The organism is Paenibacillus sp. J22P165, assembly GCF_059692015.1.
Window position 1 is genome coordinate 36,542 of record NZ_JCAUAP010000021.1, and the last position, 20,245, is coordinate 56,786.

Annotated in this window: 22 protein-coding genes; all 22 read right to left on the reverse strand. The window is 43.5% G+C overall.

All coding sequences use genetic code 11. The annotated features are described in order from the left end of the window. Positions 1 to 40 precede the first annotated feature (40 nt). Positions 41 to 463, reverse strand: a complete 423-nt coding sequence (locus AC58QM_RS33010) for a hypothetical protein (RefSeq protein ID WP_497288993.1) — start codon at positions 461 to 463, stop codon at positions 41 to 43. Positions 464 to 612: 149 nt separating this feature from the next. Beyond that, positions 613 to 1,587: a phosphotransferase enzyme family protein gene (locus tag AC58QM_RS33015; RefSeq protein WP_497288994.1), complete on the reverse strand. Its 975-nt coding sequence runs from the start codon at positions 1,585 to 1,587 to the stop codon at positions 613 to 615. A 33-nt stretch (positions 1,588 to 1,620) separates the two neighbouring features. Next, positions 1,621 to 2,289 carry a carboxylesterase family protein gene (locus AC58QM_RS33020; protein ID WP_497288995.1) on the reverse strand — a complete coding sequence of 223 codons (669 nt, stop codon included), beginning with the start codon at positions 2,287 to 2,289 and terminating at the stop codon, positions 1,621 to 1,623. A 65-nt stretch (positions 2,290 to 2,354) separates the two neighbouring features. Next, positions 2,355 to 2,627: a hypothetical protein gene (locus AC58QM_RS33025; protein WP_497288996.1), complete on the reverse strand. Its 273-nt coding sequence runs from the start codon at positions 2,625 to 2,627 to the stop codon at positions 2,355 to 2,357. A 4-nt stretch (positions 2,628 to 2,631) separates the two neighbouring features. Then, positions 2,632 to 2,976 carry a hypothetical protein gene (locus tag AC58QM_RS33030; protein ID WP_497288997.1) on the reverse strand — a complete coding sequence of 115 codons (345 nt, stop codon included), beginning with the start codon at positions 2,974 to 2,976 and terminating at the stop codon, positions 2,632 to 2,634. Then, a complete protein-coding gene (locus tag AC58QM_RS33035) occupies positions 2,954 to 3,310 on the reverse strand; it encodes a hypothetical protein (RefSeq protein WP_497288998.1) in 357 nt (118 codons plus the stop codon). Before AC58QM_RS33035 ends, AC58QM_RS33030 begins: the two co-directional genes overlap by 23 nt. A gap of 129 nt (positions 3,311 to 3,439) precedes the next feature. Beyond that, entirely contained in the window at positions 3,440 to 4,474 is a 1,035-nt protein-coding gene (locus AC58QM_RS33040) for an aminoglycoside phosphotransferase family protein (protein WP_497289030.1), read from the reverse strand. Positions 4,475 to 4,624: 150 nt separating this feature from the next. Then, positions 4,625 to 5,815 carry a hypothetical protein gene (locus tag AC58QM_RS33045; RefSeq protein ID WP_497288999.1) on the reverse strand — a complete coding sequence of 397 codons (1,191 nt, stop codon included), beginning with the start codon at positions 5,813 to 5,815 and terminating at the stop codon, positions 4,625 to 4,627. A gap of 88 nt (positions 5,816 to 5,903) precedes the next feature. Continuing rightward, a complete protein-coding gene (locus AC58QM_RS33050) occupies positions 5,904 to 6,698 on the reverse strand; it encodes a creatininase family protein (RefSeq protein WP_497289000.1) in 795 nt (264 codons plus the stop codon). 144 nt (positions 6,699 to 6,842) lie between these two features. Continuing rightward, positions 6,843 to 8,174 (reverse strand): LLM class flavin-dependent oxidoreductase, encoded by a 1,332-nt coding sequence (locus tag AC58QM_RS33055; protein ID WP_497289001.1) that lies wholly within the window; start codon positions 8,172 to 8,174, stop codon positions 6,843 to 6,845. Between the two features lie 16 nt (positions 8,175 to 8,190). After that, positions 8,191 to 8,721, reverse strand: coding sequence for a GNAT family N-acetyltransferase (locus AC58QM_RS33060; protein ID WP_497289002.1), 531 nt, complete (start codon positions 8,719 to 8,721; stop codon positions 8,191 to 8,193). A 12-nt stretch (positions 8,722 to 8,733) separates the two neighbouring features. Next, positions 8,734 to 9,210, reverse strand: coding sequence for a DinB family protein (locus AC58QM_RS33065; protein ID WP_497289003.1), 477 nt, complete (start codon positions 9,208 to 9,210; stop codon positions 8,734 to 8,736). Beyond that, entirely contained in the window at positions 9,207 to 10,397 is a 1,191-nt protein-coding gene (locus tag AC58QM_RS33070) for an amidohydrolase (RefSeq protein WP_497289004.1), read from the reverse strand. The genes AC58QM_RS33065 and AC58QM_RS33070 overlap by 4 nt, the downstream gene beginning before the upstream one ends. Positions 10,398 to 10,411: 14 nt before the next feature. Then, complete coding sequence (locus AC58QM_RS33075) at positions 10,412 to 11,428, reverse strand: LLM class flavin-dependent oxidoreductase (RefSeq protein WP_497289005.1); 1,017 nt, start codon at positions 11,426 to 11,428, stop codon at positions 10,412 to 10,414. A 32-nt stretch (positions 11,429 to 11,460) separates the two neighbouring features. After that, complete coding sequence (locus tag AC58QM_RS33080) at positions 11,461 to 12,213, reverse strand: amino acid ABC transporter ATP-binding protein (RefSeq protein WP_497289006.1); 753 nt, start codon at positions 12,211 to 12,213, stop codon at positions 11,461 to 11,463. After that, positions 12,210 to 12,920 carry an amino acid ABC transporter permease gene (locus AC58QM_RS33085; protein WP_497289007.1) on the reverse strand — a complete coding sequence of 237 codons (711 nt, stop codon included), beginning with the start codon at positions 12,918 to 12,920 and terminating at the stop codon, positions 12,210 to 12,212. The genes AC58QM_RS33080 and AC58QM_RS33085 overlap by 4 nt, the downstream gene beginning before the upstream one ends. Further along, positions 12,917 to 13,693: an amino acid ABC transporter permease gene (locus tag AC58QM_RS33090; protein WP_497289008.1), complete on the reverse strand. Its 777-nt coding sequence runs from the start codon at positions 13,691 to 13,693 to the stop codon at positions 12,917 to 12,919. Before AC58QM_RS33090 ends, AC58QM_RS33085 begins: the two co-directional genes overlap by 4 nt. Positions 13,694 to 13,742: 49 nt before the next feature. Then, complete coding sequence (locus AC58QM_RS33095; RefSeq protein ID WP_497289009.1) at positions 13,743 to 14,618, reverse strand: transporter substrate-binding domain-containing protein; 876 nt, start codon at positions 14,616 to 14,618, stop codon at positions 13,743 to 13,745. Between the two features lie 44 nt (positions 14,619 to 14,662). Then, positions 14,663 to 16,690, reverse strand: a complete 2,028-nt coding sequence (locus tag AC58QM_RS33100) for an ABC transporter ATP-binding protein (protein WP_497289010.1) — start codon at positions 16,688 to 16,690, stop codon at positions 14,663 to 14,665. A 17-nt stretch (positions 16,691 to 16,707) separates the two neighbouring features. Beyond that, the gene (locus AC58QM_RS33105; RefSeq protein ID WP_497289011.1) at positions 16,708 to 17,601 is read right to left on the reverse strand and encodes an ABC transporter permease; all 894 of its coding nucleotides are present in this window, start codon (positions 17,599 to 17,601) and stop codon (positions 16,708 to 16,710) included. A 41-nt stretch (positions 17,602 to 17,642) separates the two neighbouring features. Beyond that, positions 17,643 to 18,569, reverse strand: a complete 927-nt coding sequence (locus AC58QM_RS33110) for an ABC transporter permease (protein ID WP_497289012.1) — start codon at positions 18,567 to 18,569, stop codon at positions 17,643 to 17,645. Between the two features lie 21 nt (positions 18,570 to 18,590). Next, the gene (locus AC58QM_RS33115) at positions 18,591 to 20,243 is read right to left on the reverse strand and encodes an ABC transporter substrate-binding protein (RefSeq protein WP_497289013.1); all 1,653 of its coding nucleotides are present in this window, start codon (positions 20,241 to 20,243) and stop codon (positions 18,591 to 18,593) included. Positions 20,244 to 20,245: the final 2 nt, after the last annotated feature.

The following is a 20,245-nucleotide window of genomic DNA, read 5'->3' on the forward strand; positions in this document are numbered from 1 at the left end:
TCATCTAGTTAGTAAGTTATTCAACTTACTTAGTCAGATCTTACTGTATCAAATGTTCTGAAATCCCTCTGAAATATATAAATAGGAACATTAATATTATTATTTCGTTTATTGTCACTAGAACAACAATAATCAGTTGTTGTTGCGTATTAAAATATTTTCTCCATATTATTGTTTGATTAGCTACATCAATAGCATCTTTATATGCTGAATATCTAGGAACAATAAAAAATACGATTATTACTATTAATAAAGGTATGAATGCAAATGGCAACAAAATAATGGTAAGTAAGCCTAACGCAAATAGAAAGCCTGATATCATTGCTACTAATCTAAATAGTATAGGAAAAAGAACAGTGAGAAGCATTTGAAGGCCTGTAATCCTAAGCCATTTCAAAATTTGACCATTATATAATTGACCAGTTCCCGGTAATATTACAGAAAATATTGCAGGGTAATTCACATTTTTCCTTATATTCTCCAGTGTGTTATACCTCCAAACCGACGTCTTTGATAATGAGTTACGGTTTTGTACATGGATGAGAGCAAAATGCCCGAAACGCTAATAAATATGGAAACGCCGGTCACCTGCTTAAGGTCACTGGCGTTTTTTTAGTTTAACAAGAAATTTTCGCCTTTAAGATATTTGATAAAATAATCTTGAATAACGGATGGAAAACTTTTTGCCAACGCTTGTTGTTCGTTTGGATTTAAAGCGTGGAAAGCGAAATTCCTTATTATTGACCATATAAAAAAAGCTTCTAATAACTCTATATAATTCTCTTGTAGATGATTTACTTTGCTATATGATGCAATAAATGTTTTCCTATTTTCAATTGAAAGATGTAAAAAAGTTTCAGCCATATCAAATAAATAAAAGCCATAACCACAGTTCGAAAAATCGATAGGTCTAGGAATACCTTCATAAAACACATAATTACTTTCATGAAGGTCAGAATGAATAATTCCCCAATTGCTTTGTAAGCGTTTAATATTTTGTATCACATTTGCTATTTTTTGTGCTGATTCTTCCACATAACCAAACGCTTCGCTTGAGATAAACGCTAAATGTACCAACTGTTTTAATTGATTAAGTGATACATATAAATGATCAGAATTGTATGTTGGACTATTAAAGTCTTCAGGTGCAGTCCACTGCATAGAATGTCTATGTAAAACCGCCATTAATAGAGCTAAATTTGCAGTTTCATTACGTGTTGGCTCTCTATTGAGCACTATGCCATTAACCCACTGATGAATAGTCACAATGTGTTTTTTATCGCTATGGTCAGTTGATACATCTGTTACCAAGTCACCTTCAAGATTTCTTACAGGAGTAGGTACCATGAGATCTGTATCTGCATCCAAAGCCTCAAGCCAAATGAGTTCTGATTGGATATTTTCCTTTGATTTCATAGAATGAGTCGAGATATGAATTTTGATAAGAAACTTCAAATTATCGTCGTTTGTATCCACTCGGAATGTAACATTATCACTTTTCCCGAGGTAAACAAGTTTATCACATATGATCGGGTATTGAAGTAACGCTTCGTTCGCCACTTTAACATAATCTTCTTCAGAAAGCATAAAATCCACTCCAGTTGATGCAATTTGTCCTCATTAGGGTAGTTCCATTCTTTGTTCAAGTAGCCAAGCATATAGCTCTTGGTTGCTCAAGGTTGATCGCAAAATATCATGTCCCAAATCAGGGTAAATAGTAAGATTTACACTTCCTCTTTCTTGATGCTGTTCTACAGCGCTTACCATGTTTGTCATTTGTTCTAATGGGACAATCCCATCTCTAGCTCCATGAAAAGCCCAGATTGCCGTATTTTTAAGCTGCTCTGCTTTTGAAACTTGTCCACCTGAACTCAATGGCACAATTGCAGCATATTTTCTCGGATTATGGATAGCTAAATCCCAAACACCATATCCTCCCATACTATACCCTATTAAATAAATACGACTTGGATCTACGCGGTAATTAGATATAAGCTCATCTACCAAAGCAGTGACTGCATCACTCTCCATATTCCAATAAGACTCACTTGGGCATTGAGGAAGCGCAACGATAAACGGTAGTGATAATTCACCTTCATTTACTATTTCAAGCAACCCATAATTTGATAATTGGGATACATCCTCCCCCCTCATATCCATACCATGTAAAAAAATAATAAGTCCCCACTCTTGAGTTGAATCTTCATATCCTTCAGGATGAGAAATAAGATAATCTATTTGTACTTTTTTGGTTATTTCGGCGTTCAGGCTTCTTGGTTGTATTGTCATTTCTATATTCCTCTCATAATCAAAATCGGATGCAAGTTATGAATTAACTATAAATAGCAACATGACTATTTCTTTTCTTTTACGAAAGTTCCAGAGTCAAGAAATAATACTTTTGTCTGTGAATTTATTTGCTTTTTACTACGGGCAATAGCAATACCAGGATAATATTCTTCAGTAGACGAACGTCTAAATTCTCCATATTGGGTATATATGCTGAGTGTTGATTTATTTACCGTATCAAGGTTAGTTGGATATTTTATTAACATAGCAATTGTAGAAAATACAATGCCAATAAAAATAAGCACAATCATTATTCTTTTGGCTTCGCCTTTATTCATTGGATCAGTCTCCATATTTGTCAGTTCTTACAGGAATGCCATGTTCTTTAGGATGATTAAAATAATCTTCATACGTTAACGAACTGACGACTTCAAATTTTTTAGTATCTGGATTATATTCAAAAACGACAAGTTGTTCCCAACCGCTCCCGTTTCCTGTATCAATAACACCAACTCTATTAGGTGCAATTTGTACTACTTTCCCACCTTGGCTATTCACATTTACGTTTGGTAATGGTGATTGAATATATTCCTTCGTATTTAATTTAAATGCTATTACAATCAAACAAACTAAAATTCCAATTAAAATAGCTTTAGTGAAATTATCATTTGTAATTGTTGGCTCCACCTTTCATCCATTCAATTTTCGTAACAATCCAACCTATATCTTCAATTAAATAAACATGATAGCTTTGAATGCCTCGGTATTTTTCATTTTTAAAGTCACAATCACATTCAAGTAAATAAACACGGTCTCTAAACTTCTTTTCACTTAAAGTGATATGAATAACCTTAAAATCATTGGTATTGGATCTTAAATATTGTTCAATTGAAGTTTCAGGGCTAGAATCAATATTTCTTGTATCAAGGAACAATTTTATTATATTTGCAACATAGACCATAGAAATAAATATGAAAAAACTAAGAATTACTAATTTAATCTTTGTCTTTGTAATTATCAAAAAATCCACCTCTGGTTACAGAACCTATTTCAAATTATAACATATTTTGGAACTAATCTGCCCATTAGCGGGGAAAAGGGCTGCCATACGGCAGCCCTACAAATGTTTAACAATCGTGTTCTTGGTTATTTAGGCTATAAACCCAGATGTGACCATTAAGGGTATGTTCTTCATCTCATAGATTTTTTGGAGAGCATGGACATGCTTCTTCTTCTCGGCATCAGCCTCTGTGTGGAGATACCCTTGCACAAGCCTGTACCCGAATACGAGAAGGATTATCTCGTAGACACAATGATCGGCGATTCGTGATACATCCGCGTACTCCGAAAAACCTTTGTAATACGCAGGGATGCATCGCTGGTAGTGCTCGACCATGCGATCAATATCCGGTTCATCCGCGATCAGGCTTGCGAGATCCTCGCCTAAGTAACCCCATCCGCAGGTATCCCAATCGATAAGTACGAAATTCCCGTCAGCATAGATAAGATTGGTTACCCAGAAGTCTCGGTGACATAGCACGCGGGGCAATTTTTCAATGCGGGCGAATATCTCGTCTGCTTGCTCATCGATGTCGATGAGCATTTGCCGTACGTGTAGAGGCAATTCGCAGTCCTCCGATCGTATATAATCGTAGACGACCGGCCATGAACGGTAACGCAAATACGTATTCTTCATGAGATCCGCATGGCTCAGGTTGGTCAGTCTCTGCAGCACGGCGGGTTGCCCCGCATACAACATGCCTTGAAAGCGCCCTAACTCCAGCGCAGCCTTTTCATACATGTCATTGGTCAATGCTAAACCGGTTACGCCATCGATATATTCCAGCCACAGATGGTATTCATTAACTTCGGTATTGAACTCGGCGTGATAACATATTGGCCAGCGGAGAGCTTGCGAGAAAGTCGCTCCCAAGTCAGACGAATAGAGATCATATTCCCGACGCCATGAATCCGGATCGCCATAACGCTCCCATTTTTTCTGAATTTTCAATACTATACGATAAGGTAATTTTTCACCATCCACTGTTTCGGCGATCCCCGTTACCAGGTACACATCTCCCACAGTTCCGCCCTGTAGTCGCGTAGTCTGGCAGTCGGTGGAGATGATATTCGTCTTGAACTGTTGGTTTAAAGCAACAATCAGCTTTTCAAGTTCTATATTCATGTATTCCTCCATTTTCTTCTTTGCCGATGAGGTAGCGCGTATTATCCTGGATATACTCGTTATCGAATTGCGGGGCAAGATACCCATCAATTGAGAAAACACCAGCCATATACCAGCTGCTTACATAATTATAACAAAAGCCATCCTATATTATGGGATGACTTTTGTTATAACTATTTTGTCCGTTAACCGCTCAGCAGCCCCTTGTTCTATTATTTCACTCCAAAGGTTCCAAGATTCTTCTGCCAAATGAAGTAGTTCCTGAGCAACGAACAACAGATGACTTGTTTTTTCATTTTGATTTATACTATCGATTTCTTCTAAGTTACTAAGCAGCTTATCAATAACCATGATAAATCTAAGTGACGTAGTCGCAGTAAAACCGAACCGAGCAAGTTTGGAATTTCCGTCCCAACCTACATCTCGAAGTCCTTGCATATAGTTTAGAAATAACTCTTCCTTATACTCAGATACCTTGTTTACTGGAATTTTCTTCTTTAATAAAGCATATCCAAACATTCTACCGAGCTCTTCGCCTACACCTGAAATGCTTGCAAACTGCCAATCAATGGCTATCAAAGAATCCTTGCCATTCAATTGCTCAACCCAAATGTTATCCCAGTGCACATCTTGATGAGCAAATACACGGGGCAATAATTCCAATGCCTCCAGCAAGCTATTAACTCGGTTTCTATTGTTTTGATAAAGCTCCCAAATAGCGCCCTTATTATTAAAATCATTCAACCTCGAATTCCAAATCACTTTTTGCTCCTCGATGGGCTTGGCATAAGCAGTACAAACCTCTACCCAAGAACGCATCCATGTATGACATAAAAAAGACACGGTCGGGAGAGGAGTTCCTGTTAGGTAAACGCCATTATAATTTCCGAGTAAGCGGGATATTTTACACATGTGTGTGAAGGACCAGTCAATTTGGATAGATTCAATAGCTATATCCTCGAGCCAAATCCAGACGGTTTCATCAGGATACTCTTCTACTGCATGGCATAAGGGAGCTCTCATACCCAATGGCAACTGATTCAGTATCCCTGATTGATAAACCAAAGCTTCACGTTTCCAGTAATTGTAGTGATCAACTTGATTTCGCTTGGAATCGGGTTTTAATATTTTAAGAATCAGGGAATAATCTTGCTTTTTATTGTTGTCTAGAACTATACAAGTTACCCTAAAGACTGAACTTTCTTCCTTGTTTTCTCCAAGTGCGCTGTAATTCCATGTGAATAGTTCTAAGCATTTAGAAGAAAAAATTCGCTGTAATAGTGACAGTAAGTAAGCAGGGTCAATTTTAATCCCTTTTTCCGTTTTTGCAGTTACCATCATGATTAGACCTCGGTTTCTTCAAAATTCAGGCAATCGATACATGCGGTAGCCTGTTGTCATGGAGCTATAATTCACCATTAGAGTTCCATCATCTTTGAGTTTTCCTACGGTATACCTCATCTAAAAAATGCTTCAAACCTTTCGTTCTCTTCTGGATAAATGTATGCCAAAAGACTCTTCCTTTTTCAGCCAATTCTTCGTTTGAATAGCTTCCTTCTTCGAACTTCCCCCAACAACCATCGTCAGTAAGTTTGTCCCAACCCAAGTAATCTGCGTAAAGACGGTTTTCTGAAGGTATGTCTGAGCCCATTGATTTTGTTTTAACCAATTCAGGACAAAGCCACATAGCTGTACATACGGACAATAACCCACCATGCATTTCGTTCAAGCCTTGTAAGCCTGCCGCTTCTAATGCTTCTTCCCAGGCGTTTTGATTATTATGATAGGCGGAAATTAAGATGATCTCAGGGTATTTGTAATTCATATGCTTGACAAATGCTCCCTCCCAATAGGAGCCGCCATGTCCCGTGCACACCAAAAACTTCCTAAAACCTTGTCTTACTAGGTTGCAAATAATCTCCTCCAACATGGCTGTTAAAATATTAGGACTTACCGTAACTGTCCCCTTAAAATTTGCGTGTTCTTCAGAAGTATTAAACGGGATTGTAGGTAACACGTAAGCATTCAATTCTTTCCCATAAGCATCAGCGTATAGCTCTGCCATAAGCGTATCTAAATGCATTGGCAAATATGGCCCAAACTGTTCGGTTGCCCCTACCGATAGAACAGCCGTATCAATTCCACTATTTGAAACTTCCATTGTTGTGTTCTTAAAACTAAGTATACTAACACTCCCTAAAAAGACTGGATTCATAATATTCATGTAATTATACCACTTTTACCCTGTCGAGAATGGCTATAACTAACTATTCCTACTTATGAATAATGAACTAGGATGTCCTTACTTCAGGTAAACACAAAAAGGAGCTGCTACTAAGCAACTCCTAAATTGAACAGTTGTCTATTCCTATTGAATGCTTATACCCTCCCTCGTATACCGATTAGTCGGTACCGGCACCCCAAGATTTCCACGTAACGTTTCCGCTTCGTATTCAGTCCGGTAAAGCCCGCGCTCTTGCAGAATGGGAACGACGAGATCAACGAAATCATCTAACCCTTTGGGAAGCGCCGCTGCTATGATAAAGCCATCTGCGGCATTTTCTTCGAACCAAGCCTGCACGCGATCAGCTACGTATTCAGGCGTTCCGGTAAACTCATTGCGCGGCGTAGTTACCTGCAAAGCCACTTGTCGCAGCGTCAGATTGTTTTCTTTGGCCGTTTGCTTAATTCTATCCGTTCCACTGCGGAAGCTATTGCTGCCGAAATCGCCTAGATCAGGGAATGGCTCATCCAGCGGATATTGAGAAAAATCGTGATGTTCAAAAAATCTCCCCAAGTAATCCAGTGCCTTATCAATCGTAACTAGGTTCGCAACCTCTTGATATTTGCGCTCGGCCTCTTCTTCCGTACGTCCAATAATTGGAGCAATGCCGGGTAAAATAACGACTTCATCCGGATTACGGCCAGCTGCTTCAACTCTTTTTTTAATATCTGCGTAATAGGCTTTCGCCTCATCAATTGATTCATGGCCAGCGAAAATGGCATCCGCTACCTTTGCTGCGAACGCTCGCCCATCCTCGGAAGCACCCGCTTGGAAAATGACGGGTTGCCCTTGTTTGGAACGAGCAATATTAAGAGGCCCCTGCACGGAGAAGTACTCGCCTTTATGATTCAGGGTATGAAGCTTGCTCGGATCAAAGAATACACCGCTCTCCTTATTACGAACAAAGGCATCATCTTCCCATGAGTCCCACAACCCGCGTGTCACTTCCAAATATTCATTTGCAATGCGGTAACGTTCAGGATGGGATGGATGTTCGGTTTTGCTGTAGTTTTTGGCGGATCCTTCGAGCGGAGATGTCACCACATTCCAGCCAGCACGACCACCACTGATTAGATCGAGAGAAGCAAATTGTCTCGATACCGTAAAAGGTTCGCTGTAAGAAGTGGACAGCGTCCCAACAAGGCCAATATGCGAAGTGACAGACGCGAGTGCCGAAAGAATCGTAATCGGTTCAAAACGATTGAGAAAATGGGGAATCGATTTTTCAGTTATATAGAGACCGTCCGCGATGAAGACCAAATCGAATTTTCCTGCTTCCGCTTTCTGAGCCTGCTGTTTGTAGAACCCTATATTCACACTGGCATCCGTAATCGCATCTGGGTGTCTCCAACCCGATACGTGACCTCCGACACCATGGATGATAGCACCTAGTTTTATTTGTTTGTGTGTAGTCATACTGATCTCCGTCCTTTTACAAGATTGCTGCCGTCTGTATGTGCAGACGATAGCTTTTCACGAGAATATCACCTTTTTGAATATCTTTATCAAAAGCACGTTCAAAGCCTAACCGCTCATAGAGTTTCACAGCGGATTCCATCATATCTGAAGTATGCAAGTGCAACGTTTCTGCGCCTAACGCAGCTGCGCGTTTCACATTTTCCTTAATCAATGCCGTTGCGATCCCCTTCCCTCTTGCGTTTGGCGATACCGCAAGCAAACGCAGAATCGGTGATTCGATGGCAAGTTCAGGCGCGCCATAGGCAGCTTCTGAAGAAAGAAACAGCTGTGAGCTGCCGACAACTTCATCATCAATCACAGCGATAATGCGCGCAATTGGCTTCTCGTTATCTACGGAAGCAAGAATGTTATCCTTGTATTGCTCCCAGCCCTCCGGAGGCAAAACAGTCTGATATTGTCCATAAGCATCTTCCAACACTTTGCGAATAGCATTGCGATCCCCATCCGTCGCTTCCCGAATCTGAGCCTCTTTGTCCTCCGGCATCCTTAACCCCTCCTATACCCTTGCTTCCAACGCACTCTTTATTCGATCAATTTGTCCTATATGGCCTTGAACATGAGCAATAAACGATTGAACCACATCCGTTAAACGCAAGGTTTGACCTTTGAAATTAACACCCGTTTTAGCCCAATCTTCCTCTGAAAGCCGTAGAAATAACGCATGATTATAAACGAGCAAGGATTGAAAAAGAGTTAAAATATCGGATGCTGTTCCCTCATTAGCCTTCGCCCCAGCAACCCATGCGTCTTGCTCGAAAGCTGGCAACTGCGCCGTTGCCCCTGCAAGAATCGCACGGATTCGGAAAGAGACGACAATATTGTGATCAGCCAAATGAGATAGAACTTCGGTAACACTCCATTTATCCAAAGCTGGCTTCCAAACCAACTGACCTTCAGTTAAATCTCCGATAGCGTTCTGTAATTGTTGGTGTGTAAGCAAATATAGAGATAAATCTGGAATCGTTGAACTCATGTCGAAACCTCCTGTGATAACTCGAGTGATAGCTCCTCCAAAGATGTTTGAGCTAAAAGGGCAAAATATGCAGCACTGCTAAGCAAAGCACGTTCATCAAGATCAAAAGCTGGATGATGCCATTCTTGTGGTCCAGCAGTACCTATGAAAACGAAGACGCCAGGCACTTGCTTCTGATAAAAAGCAAAATCTTCGCCTGCCGGTGAAGGTGCAGGTGTGATGACCGTTAAACCGGCCTTTTCTGCGGCTTTCGAAGCCAACAAGGCTAGGGCTTGATCATTCACTACAGCCGGCGGACCTTTAATCCAGCGGACAACTGCTTTCGTCCCATAGGCTGCGGCCACACCGTGAACGACTTCCTCCATCCGTTTGATGACAAGCTGTCGTACACTTTCATCAAACGTCCGGAGTGTGCCATCGAGAATCGCTTTATCCGGAATGACATTCCAAGCTGTCCCGCTGTGAATGCGTGTCACACTGATGACTGCACTTTGCAGCGAGCTAATGTTACGGCTGACGATGGATTGCAGTGCTGTCACGATGTGTGCGCCAGCGACAATCGGATCAATCCCCGCTTCTGGCACTGCTGCATGTGTGCCTAGACCTTTCACTTCAATGACAAAGCCGTCGGCTGCTGCCATTAAAGGTCCAGATTTGATGCCTACCGTTCCGACGGGCAAATCCGGTTTGTTGTGCAGGCCATAAATCGCCTGCACGCCTTGCAAGGCTCCGCTGCCAATGACCAGTTCGGCGCCTTGCGCCTTTTCCTCGGCAGGTTGAAAAATAAAACGGACCGTTCCCTGTAGCTTTGCCACCTGCCGCTTGAGTAGAAGCGCGGCTCCTAGCACAGTCGCCGTGTGAAAATCATGGCCACAAGCGTGCATTTTGCCTGGCACTTGGGAAGCAAAGGGCAACCCCGTTTCTTCCTGAATGGGAAGCGCATCGATATCAGCACGAATCGCAATGACCGGTCCAGCTAGCTTTCCACCAACTTCGGCGATAAGTCCTGTTTTGAGCGGATACTGTTCCGCAATGCGAATCCCCGCCTCGGTGAGCCATGTACGAATCGCAGCGGTCGTCTGCACTTCCTCATGAGATAACTCAGGATGCTGATGCAGCTGCCGCCGGAAACTGATTAGTTGCTGTTCAAATTCAGTTTGTGATTGCTCTATCGTTAACTCACTCATCTAGATAACCCTCCTCAGCCCTCTACCAACAATTCCGAGAAGGCTTCGCTCAGCAATTCAAAAGAACGCAGCCGTTTACTGAAATCTTTCACGGAGGTTGTTACGATAAATTCATCGATCTTGTACTTCTGTTGAAGCTCGAGCAACTTATTGCGTACACTTTCTTTCGTGCCCCTTGTAATCTCCGCAGGCTTCTCTTCAACTGTGAACTTCGCTTGCGTTTGGCGGCCATATTCCTCCGCTTGTTCCAAGGTGCCCACCGTTAAAGTTTTGCCATTTTCCAAATGGATTTTAACGTTCTTATATTCACCGGCCAACTCATTAGCTTCTTCTTGCGTTTCGGCGACGATTAAAGAGAGCGCAAGCAGCAGCTGAGGTTCAGTGCCATTTTCACGATTAAAATGTTGGTGATACGTCTCGAACGCTGCTTCGGCTATAGCTTGATCGCCATTAATAAACTGTGCGAATACATAGGGCAACCCTGCCTCTGCTGCTGATTGTGCACTTGCCGTACTTGCGCCTAGAATAAAGATATCCACAGGAACAGTTGGAATCGGTGAAACACGCAAGCCCTTCAGTGGATGATCGTCCCGCAGTTGATTTTTCACAAATTGCTGCAGATCGTCCAGCTTCTCGGCCAAGGCAGGCGCTTCAATAATGCCCTGCTGCAGCGCTTTCGTAGAACGAGGAAGGCCGCCAGGCGCTCGGCCGATACCAAGATCAACCCGGCCCGGTGCAAGAGATGCCAGCACGTTGAAATTTTCCGCAACCTTGTAAGGGCTGTAATGTTGGAGCATGATGCCGCCGGAGCCAATGCGAATACGCTCTGTTTTGGCTAGCAGATGTGAAATGAGTACCTCAGGCGAGGAGCCCGCTACCCCTTCGGAATCATGATGCTCCGATACCCAGAATCGGTGATAATCTAACTTTTCTGCCTTCTGCACAAGCGCAATGGTATGCTGAAAGGCATCGTAAGCTGTTTCTCCCGGAAACACGACACTTTGATCCAAAATACTTAGTTTAATTCCCATACAGTCCACTCTCTTTCGCTTCAGTCTTTATGCTATATGGTGTAGCTCCATTCCGGTGTAATGCGTTTTAGAAATTGCCTCGTGCGCTCTTCCTTCGCATTGCTGAAAATATCCTGCGGCTTGCCTTCCTCAACAATTATGCCTTCATCCATAAAAACCACATGATTGGCAACCTCACGGGCGAAACCCATCTCATGGGTTACAATAATCATCGTGATGCCTTCTTTGGCAATCTTCTGAATAACTTCAAGCACCTCGCCAACAAGCTCGGGATCCAGGGCTGACGTAGGCTCATCGAATAAAATAACCTCTGGATTCAAAGCCAACGCACGCGCGATGCCCACTCGCTGCTGCTGTCCGCCAGAAAGCTGGCTTGGATAAGCATCAAGCTTACTGCCTAGACCAACTTTTCCCAGCACTTTCACACTGGTTTCTCTAGCCTTTTCCTTAGAATTCTGCTGGACAATGACAAGACCTTCCATGACATTTTCGAGCACCGTTTTATGTTTAAAAAGGTTATAGTGCTGAAACACCATGGCTGTTTTCTTCCGAAGTGTGTGAATTTGCTCCTTGGTTGGCCGCTTACAGTCGACTTTATAATCACCGATCGTTACTTCGCCTTGGCTCGGCTTCTCCAAATAATTCAAGCAGCGCAGCAGTGTTGTTTTCCCCGAACCGCTAGGACCTAATATGCAGACGACATCGCCTTTCTGCACACTGAGATCGATGCCTTTAAGCACATCGTTTTTCCCAAACGACTTGGTGATATTCATCAGTTGAATCATGATACGCCACCTCGGTTATACAGATTGATTCTTTTCTCAAGTAAGCCAGTTAGTCTTTCGATTAGGAAAGTGATTCCCCAGAACAGAAGGGCTGCAGCAATGTAAGCCTCGAAAAACTTCCAGTTGGTCGTAGCCACAATTTGCGCCTTGGCGTTTATTTCGACGACCGATACCGTAAAAGCCAGTGTGGAACCATGCAACATCCCAATCAAGGTGTTGGATAAATTCGGCAGGCTGACGGCGAAGGCTTGCGGCAAAATAATACGACGCAAGGCTTGACTTGTGGTCATCCCAATCGAATACGCAGCTTCTATCTGTCCCCGATTGACAGCCAAGATGCCTGATCTGACGACCTCGGAGAGATAAGCTCCAGCCGTAATAGAGAAGGAAAGAAAAGCAAAGCCGATCATTGGAATAGAGACGGAACGAAAACTCCACCCCATCGCTGATGCAATGCCGTCAATAATCAGTGGCAATCCGAAATAAATGAGCAGCAAATGCATCAGCATCGGCGTTCCGCGAACAAACGTCACATAAGCAGCAGCCAAATAACGCAGAAAAGGAACTCGGTATAGTCGGATTAATGCAGTGGCAGCACCGATAATTAGACCGAACAACACAGAAACAACGGTAATCACCAACGTAGTCGGCAAGGCAGACAACAACTGAACAAAGGCTGTCCAGATAAATCCAGGATCAATGGTCACGCCTTAACGCCTCCTTTATCCGGCTGCGAGGCCCATACACCTTTAAACCATTTACGTGACGACGGTTGACGCGTTTCTGTCACCACAGGCTGTTCGTGTTGGAGTAATCTATTCTCGATGTATAAGAACAACTTCTCTAGTCCAAAGCAGATGACGAAGTAAATGAGCGAAAGCGAGATATACGTTTCCATAAAATGCTGCGTCGCCGTTCCTAATGTCTGAGCTTTCCCCATCAGCTCCATTGCGCCAAGGGAAAATGCCAAGGAAGTATCCTTCAAATTCGCAATGAGCAGATTGGTAAAGTTGGGAAGGGCAATCGCCAGCGCTTGCGGCAAAATTATGCGAGTAAACGCTTGATAGCCTGTCATGCCAACCGAATAGGCGGCTTCTACTTGACCTTTGTCGACTGCTTTGACTGCGGCTCTGATTACTTCTGAAATGTATGCCCCTGCATGCAAAGCAAAGGTCAGAATAACAAAAGCTAATACCGGCGCTTTCGACACATCAATCTGTATGGCTTTCAACACTTCCGGCAGCCCATAGTAAATCAGAAAGAGCTGAATGAGGATTGGCGTTCCCCGAAAGAACGAGACATAAATCTGCGATAAGCGTTGAAGAATGGGTACTTGATACAACCTTGGCAGCGCAATTAGAAATCCAACCACAACGCCAAGTGCCATCGAACAAGCGACAATGAATAAGGAGATGTGGATATAAGTCAGTAATTTGGGTAAAAAATCAAACACATAGGTGATATCGAATTGGGTTGCCATAACGGCGATCTCACCTTTCTTATTTACATGAAATGCCTAATTGGGCATCTTAATCATCTTTTTTCGTATAGTCGCCACCCAGCCACTGTGTGCTTAGCTTTGACAATGTGCCGTCAGCCCTCACTGCTTTTAGTGCTTCATCAATTTTACCCGCCAGCGCCTGTGCATCCTTATCGTTCTTGCGGAACAAGAACCGAACTTCGGCTTCTTCAATGATTGGACCTACCGCTTTTAATTTACTTTGCGGGTCAACCAGTGGAAGTAAGAAGTCAGCACCAAGGGAAGCATCTGCACGCCCGGTAGTCAATTGACTGACAAGATCGTTGGCAGCTCCGCTTTGGTACACAATTTTGATCGCATTATCATGTGTCTTGTTGTAATTCTCGAGCAAAGTGGCTTCTGCACTAGTAGCTGTCGTCAACGCTTTCTTGCCTTTCAAATCATCGATGGACTTAATTGTCGTATTATCTTTTGCAACAAGGACCTTCGTTTTCCAGTAAGCATAAGGCTCATTATTAAAGTAATACTTCTCTTCCCTATCCTTGTTTTTCTCAATTTCATGAGCAACGAAATCAATTTTATTCGTCTCCAAACTGAGCAACAAGTTGGCAAAATCCATCGTTTTGAATTCAAATTCATAATCTGGTAAACGTTTGTCCAGCTCTCTTACCAGTTCGATGTCATACCCCGTCAACTTGCCTTCCTTATCTAGAAAGGCTACATTCGGAAATTGAGTGCCTGTGCCTACGATAATTTTTTTGACTTTTACAGGAGCCGTCGTTGCTGCCGGACTTGCCGCAGGAGCATTTGTACCCTCAGATGCGGCTTTGGGGGATGCATTCGTGGTTGTGGTTTTGGATCCGCAACCTGACACGACCAAAGCCAATGTAAGTGTGGTTACTGTAAGTGTCGTTATTTTTTTCATGATGAACCCCTCCATTTTTTATTTTAATCATGATCAGTTTCTGTTCACAAAGGGTAATGGCAGGCCGTCCAGTGCCCTTCCCGAATTGGCAACAACTCAGGCTGATCTACTTTACATTTTGCAGTTGCTGCTGGACAGCGTGTGTGGAATCTACAACCAGACGGTGGATTCGCAGGAGAAGGGATCTCCCCTTCGATCTCGATCCACGCTCTCTTTTGCGTGGGATCCGTCGATGGGATAGAAGAAAGCAAACCCTTCGTGTAGGGATGGGAAGGATGGAGAAACAGCTCTTCGCTGGGGGCGATTTCAACCAGTTTTCCCAAGTACATAACACCAATCCGATCGGACAGATGGCGAACAATGTTTAAGCCATGAGCAATAAATAAGTAGGTTAATCCCAGCTTTTTCTGCAAATCCTGCATTAAATTAACAATTTGAGCCTGCACGGATACATCCAACGCAGATACGGCCTCATCCGCAAGGATAAACTTGGGATTGAGCGCGATGGCTCTAGCGATTCCAATACGCTGTCGTTGACCTCCCGAGAATTCATGTGGAAACCGATCATACATCGATCGATTCAGACCAACTAATTCCAACAGGTCTTCTACTTTGGCCCGCTTCTCCGTCTTGCTTATGGATTCATGGATATCAAATGGCTCGCCAATAATATCGCCAACTTTCCAACGCGGGTTCACAGAACCGTACGGATCTTGGAAAATGACCTGCATGTCTCGCCGTACGTCTTGCAGGCTACTGCTCGAAAGCTTAGATAATTCTTGTCCTTCGAAAAGAACCTCTCCCTCTGTAGCACGCTCTAATTGAAGCAGTACTCGGCCTAAGGTTGACTTTCCACTGCCCGATTCACCGACTAAGCCAAACGTCTCCCCCTTCTTAATCGAGAAGGAAACATCATCAACTGCACGTATATAAGACCTCGAACGACCGAATGTTCCTTTTCCTATCGGGTAAAATTTTCTTAACCCTTTTACCTCGAACAGCGTGTCGTTAGTTGCAAACTTTTCCCCTGGGACATCGGAAGATTGATGATCTATCTCTGTATCTACAGCCCCTGCAAATTGCTGCCAGTCTGCACGGTCAACTAACTCTTCAGAGTACCAGCATGCCGTAAGACGTTCATTCACGAACCGCAAAGGAGGACTATCTTTCACACAGCGATCCGTTGCAAAAGGGCATCTTGGATGAAATCGGCAACCTGTTGGCAGATCCGAAAGATGAGGAATCGTTCCTTCAATAGAGAACAATCGGGATGACCGATTGCTATCCATTGTCGTAATCGATCGAAGTAACCCTCTCGTATACGGATGATGGGGCTTAGCGAACAATTGCTCTACACTTGCTTGTTCAACGATTTGTCCGGCATACATCACGATGATTTTGTCTGCCATCTCAGCCGCAATTCCCAAATCGTGTGTGATGAGCAGGATGGACATATTAAACTCTTCTTTAAGCTCCTGCAGCAGATGAAGAATCTGCGCCTGAATCGTGACATCAAGCGCAGTTGTTGGTTCATCTGCAATAAGTAACTGTGGACTGCATGTGAGCGCCATAGCAATCATCGCACGCTGCAGCATCCCGCCAGAAAGCTCACCAGGATACTGGTTCATTCGGATTTCTGGCTCTGGGATGCCTACACGCTTTAATAAATACACAGCTCGTTCCCAGGCTTGTTCCCGATTCCCTTGTTTATGCTGGGTAATGACTTCGGTAATTTGACTACCTATCGTAAAGACCGGATCGAAAGCAGCCATGGGCTCTTGGAAGACCATAGCCATCTTTTTCCCTCGTAATGCCCGAAGATCTTTCTGTGACAACGTCGTTAAATCTTCGCCATCCAGCACGATTTGACCACCGGAAATACGCCCATTTTCATAATCGATTAAACGCATGACAGATTTCGAAGTCACCGATTTACCACTGCCGGACTCTCCGACGAGACAGATGGTTTCGCCTACGCCTATTTTCAAAGAAACGTCTTGAATGGCCGTGAACGACCCTTTATTCGTTGTGAATTGTACACTTAAGTTGTCAATTTCAAGCAGTTGCTTCAACTTGCTCCGCCTCCTAGCTATGCCCTTCTCTGCTTTGGATCTAGGGAATCACGTAGTTTATCTCCGATTAAATTAACGGATATGACGAACAACGTAATCGCGAGGCCTGGAAATGTACATATCCACCAAGCCACTGTTAGATAACCTCGCCCTTGCGAAAGGAGGGATCCCCAATCTGGAATCTCTTTGAGCACGCCTAAACCAAGGAAACTTAACCCTGCGCTGACCAGAATGGATGCACCTAAACCGATCGTGGACATAACCAAGAGAGGCGACCAAGCATTCGTTAAGACATGACGGAAGAATATACGCACGGAAGAAGCGCCTATCGACCGAGAGGCCGTAATGAAGGGGCGATTTTTTATGCTCAAAATCTGTCCTCGCATAACCCTTGCGTATTGTGGAATGGAAGCAGCAGCAACAGCAAAGATCAGATTAAACAAATGAGGACCTAGAGCAGCAGCGATAGCTAATGCCAGTAGAATGCCGGGAATCGTCATTAGCACATCGATAATCCGCATGAAGATCGTATCAATAACACCGCCGATGTACCCCGACAGTGCACCGATACTGCCTCCAATGATGCCTCCTGCAAGTACTGAGGAGAAACCAATAATGAGGGAATCACGACTGCCATAGACGACAAGACTGAAGACATCTCTGCCAAAATAGTCCGTTCCAAACAAATGTGCCTTGCTTGGCGCATGCATAATTTGATCAGCGAGCATCGCTGTAGGTGTATATGGAGCAATCCATTGTGGAAAAAGCGCACATCCAATAATAAACAAGGCCATGATCGCTGCGAGATACACCAGAATTTCTGAAGCATTAAATGTTCTAGGTATCTTCGTGGATCGAAGCTGCCACTTATGTCTCCGCCAAATCGTTCTTGTAGAAAGAACCTCTTTCATAGTCCCCTTTCTCCTCTCCGCTATGCTTTTCTATCCTAATTTTATTGTGTTCGACGAACCCGTGGATCAATGAAGACATAGGAAATATCAACTAACAAATTTACCGTGACATAAATAATTGCTGAGAAAAATACCACGCCTTGCACAACCGGCAAGTCTTTGGACATAATGGCGTCTGCGAGAATTCGACCAATTCCTTGTCTGGAGAAGACGGTTTCGATGACAACGGTACCTGCCATTAAATCTCCGATATGAATGCCAATAATCGTGACCGCCGGAATTAATGCATTGCGAAGCGCATGTCGATACATCACTAATCGTTCGGATAGTCCTTTTGCACGCAGTGTCACAATAAAGTGTTCATTGATGACTTCGAGCATTGCGTTACGTACCATTCGAACGATAAAGCCAGCTCCCACGAATCCGAGTGTGAGTGAAGGTAGGACAAGTGTGATGAGTCCTTTTGACCCCATGGCTGGAAACCAGCCTAAAGATACGGAAAAGATGAGAATTAACAGAATCCCAGACCAGAATGTCGGCATCGATATGCCGAACAACCCGACGATACGAGCTAACACATCAATCCATCGATTGCGGTGTATGGCCGAGAGAACGCCCAGCCCTACACCAATAATCGTGGAAATAAGTGTACTAGCCAATGTGAGTGCCAAAGTTGCTGGAAGATGTTTAAGAATTTTGGGCAACACAGGTTCACTGTTTAGTAATGATTTACCAAAATCCCCATGGATCATTGCCATGAAATAGTGGCCAAATTGGACATAGAAGGGTTCATTCAAGCCGAGCTGATGTCTTAAATTTGCAATCGCCTCTGGCGACATGGAGGAAGGATCAACCATAGAAAGTACGGGATCTCCTGGCAGTACATACAGAATACAGAATACAAGGATTAAGGAACCAAGAATGACCAGCAATGAAACTAGTAGTCGTTCCGTTAATATCCTGCTCATATCAATTAGCTCCCTGCAGCATTATTTTTGAATAAACGTATCATTGAAGAGTGGATAGCCTAGTGAGTCGAATTTCAGACCTTTTACAGTCTTAGATGCGGCTACCGTATATGGGAACACATAAACAGGAATGATGACCGCGTTATCGATAATCGATTTTTGTACTTGTTTATACAGCTCTGCACGCTTCTTATCATCAGGTTCGATAGCTCCTTGCTCCAGCCATTTGTCAACCTGCGGATCGGCAAGACCAGGAAGAGAAGGTCGAGCTTTCGGATCGCTTGTGTGATAGAAGGCGTAGAGTGCATTAGGATCAGAGTTTACTTGGCTGTTTCCATAAATATCATAGTCACCTTTGGTGTAAACAACATTGGCTGTATCCTTCGTAATTTCTACTTCAACGACGATACCCACTTGTTTTAACTGTTGCTGAATAATGACAGCAATATCATTTCGTTTCTCACGGTTAGGTGATCCATCTACATAATGCAGCGTAAGCTTCTTGCCATCTTTTACACGAATGCCGTCTGTACCTTTGAGCCAACCGAGTTCATCCAATAATTTGTTCGCTTTAGCCTGATCAGGTTTAACCCCATTTTCTAGGGAGGCATCATAACCGAATACACCAGGAGATAAAGGTGACCACGCACGTGGATACGTACCCAAATAAAGTGTTTTGACAATAGCGTCCACATCAATTGCTGCTTGAAGCGCTTGTCTGGCTTTGACCTCACCCCAAGGCGCTTTGCGTTGATTAATAAATAACGTATAAGGCAATCCATTCGTATTGACTTGGTGAACTTGAACGCTAGAGTCAGACTTCAACGAAACAATATTCTGAGGTGGAATCGTCTCGCCAGCAAGAACTTGCTTACTTTGAACGCTTCCGATCCGAGTTGCTTCTTCGGGAACAATACTAAAGGTGATTTGATCTAAATAGGACTTCCCTTTGTTCTCCACAATCTCAGGTGCCCAGTTATAATCGGGGCTGCGTTTAACTTGGATGGAAGTATTCTCTTCCCATTTCACGAAGGAAAATGGCCCAGATCCGACTGGATTTTTACCAAATTGATCCCCATATTTCTTGGCCGCTGTTGGTGAAACAATCCCAAGTAACGCTTGACTCAGGTTACCTAAGAACGCTCTGGAAGCTGTCTCCAGATTAATCTTGATCGTGAACTCGTCAATCACTTCCGCAGATTTATAGGGTTTAAGTAACGCTACTGAATTGGCCGCTTTCGTTGCCGGATCAAGAATCCGATCATAATTAAATTTCACAGCTTCTGCATTAAATGGCGTTCCATCTTGGAACTTCACGTCTTTACGTAATTTAAACGTGTAGCTAAGCCCATCAGGTGAAACTGTCCATTCCGTTGCCAGCCACGGTTTGATCGAACCATCTGGTAATTGAACAACCAGACTATCATAAATGGTACGAAGCACCCTCACGGCTACGGCAAGCCCGCTGCGATGCGGATCTAGGGAGTCAGGAGACGTTGCCAACGCATAGGTAAGTTCTCCGCCCACTACCGCCGTTTGTTTAGCCTCTTGCTTAGGATTCGCTGATTGCGAAGCATCCGAACTTCCATTGTCTTTTGAACCACACCCTGTTAACACAAGGGCTATAGCTAACGATAACGCACTAAACTTGATCCAACCTTTTGATCTATTCATAT

What these genes read in the sequence shown, in the direction of transcription:
- AC58QM_RS33115 (WP_497289013.1), bottom strand. Translation starts at nt 20,243, where the DNA reads ATGAATAGATCAAAAGGTTGGATCAAGTTTAGTGCGTTATCGTTAGCT.
- AC58QM_RS33080 (WP_497289006.1), bottom strand. Translation starts at nt 12,213, where the DNA reads ATGATTCAACTGATGAATATCACCAAGTCGTTTGGGAAAAACGATGTG.
- AC58QM_RS33105 (WP_497289011.1), bottom strand. Translation starts at nt 17,601, where the DNA reads ATGAAAGAGGTTCTTTCTACAAGAACGATTTGGCGGAGACATAAGTGG.
- AC58QM_RS33075 (WP_497289005.1), bottom strand. Translation starts at nt 11,428, where the DNA reads ATGGGAATTAAACTAAGTATTTTGGATCAAAGTGTCGTGTTTCCGGGA.
- AC58QM_RS33095 (WP_497289009.1), bottom strand. Translation starts at nt 14,618, where the DNA reads ATGAAAAAAATAACGACACTTACAGTAACCACACTTACATTGGCTTTG.
- AC58QM_RS33040 (WP_497289030.1), bottom strand. Translation starts at nt 4,474, where the DNA reads ATGAATATAGAACTTGAAAAGCTGATTGTTGCTTTAAACCAACAGTTC.
- AC58QM_RS33045 (WP_497288999.1), bottom strand. Translation starts at nt 5,815, where the DNA reads ATGATGGTAACTGCAAAAACGGAAAAAGGGATTAAAATTGACCCTGCT.
- AC58QM_RS33015 (WP_497288994.1), bottom strand. Translation starts at nt 1,587, where the DNA reads ATGCTTTCTGAAGAAGATTATGTTAAAGTGGCGAACGAAGCGTTACTT.
- AC58QM_RS33055 (WP_497289001.1), bottom strand. Translation starts at nt 8,174, where the DNA reads ATGACTACACACAAACAAATAAAACTAGGTGCTATCATCCATGGTGTC.
- AC58QM_RS33025 (WP_497288996.1), bottom strand. Translation starts at nt 2,627, where the DNA reads ATGAATAAAGGCGAAGCCAAAAGAATAATGATTGTGCTTATTTTTATT.
- AC58QM_RS33110 (WP_497289012.1), bottom strand. Translation starts at nt 18,569, where the DNA reads ATGAGCAGGATATTAACGGAACGACTACTAGTTTCATTGCTGGTCATT.
- AC58QM_RS33065 (WP_497289003.1), bottom strand. Translation starts at nt 9,210, where the DNA reads ATGAGTTCAACGATTCCAGATTTATCTCTATATTTGCTTACACACCAA.
- AC58QM_RS33090 (WP_497289008.1), bottom strand. Translation starts at nt 13,693, where the DNA reads ATGGCAACCCAATTCGATATCACCTATGTGTTTGATTTTTTACCCAAA.
- AC58QM_RS33060 (WP_497289002.1), bottom strand. Translation starts at nt 8,721, where the DNA reads ATGCCGGAGGACAAAGAGGCTCAGATTCGGGAAGCGACGGATGGGGAT.
- AC58QM_RS33050 (WP_497289000.1), bottom strand. Translation starts at nt 6,698, where the DNA reads ATGAATATTATGAATCCAGTCTTTTTAGGGAGTGTTAGTATACTTAGT.
- AC58QM_RS33020 (WP_497288995.1), bottom strand. Translation starts at nt 2,289, where the DNA reads ATGACAATACAACCAAGAAGCCTGAACGCCGAAATAACCAAAAAAGTA.
- AC58QM_RS33070 (WP_497289004.1), bottom strand. Translation starts at nt 10,397, where the DNA reads ATGAGTGAGTTAACGATAGAGCAATCACAAACTGAATTTGAACAGCAA.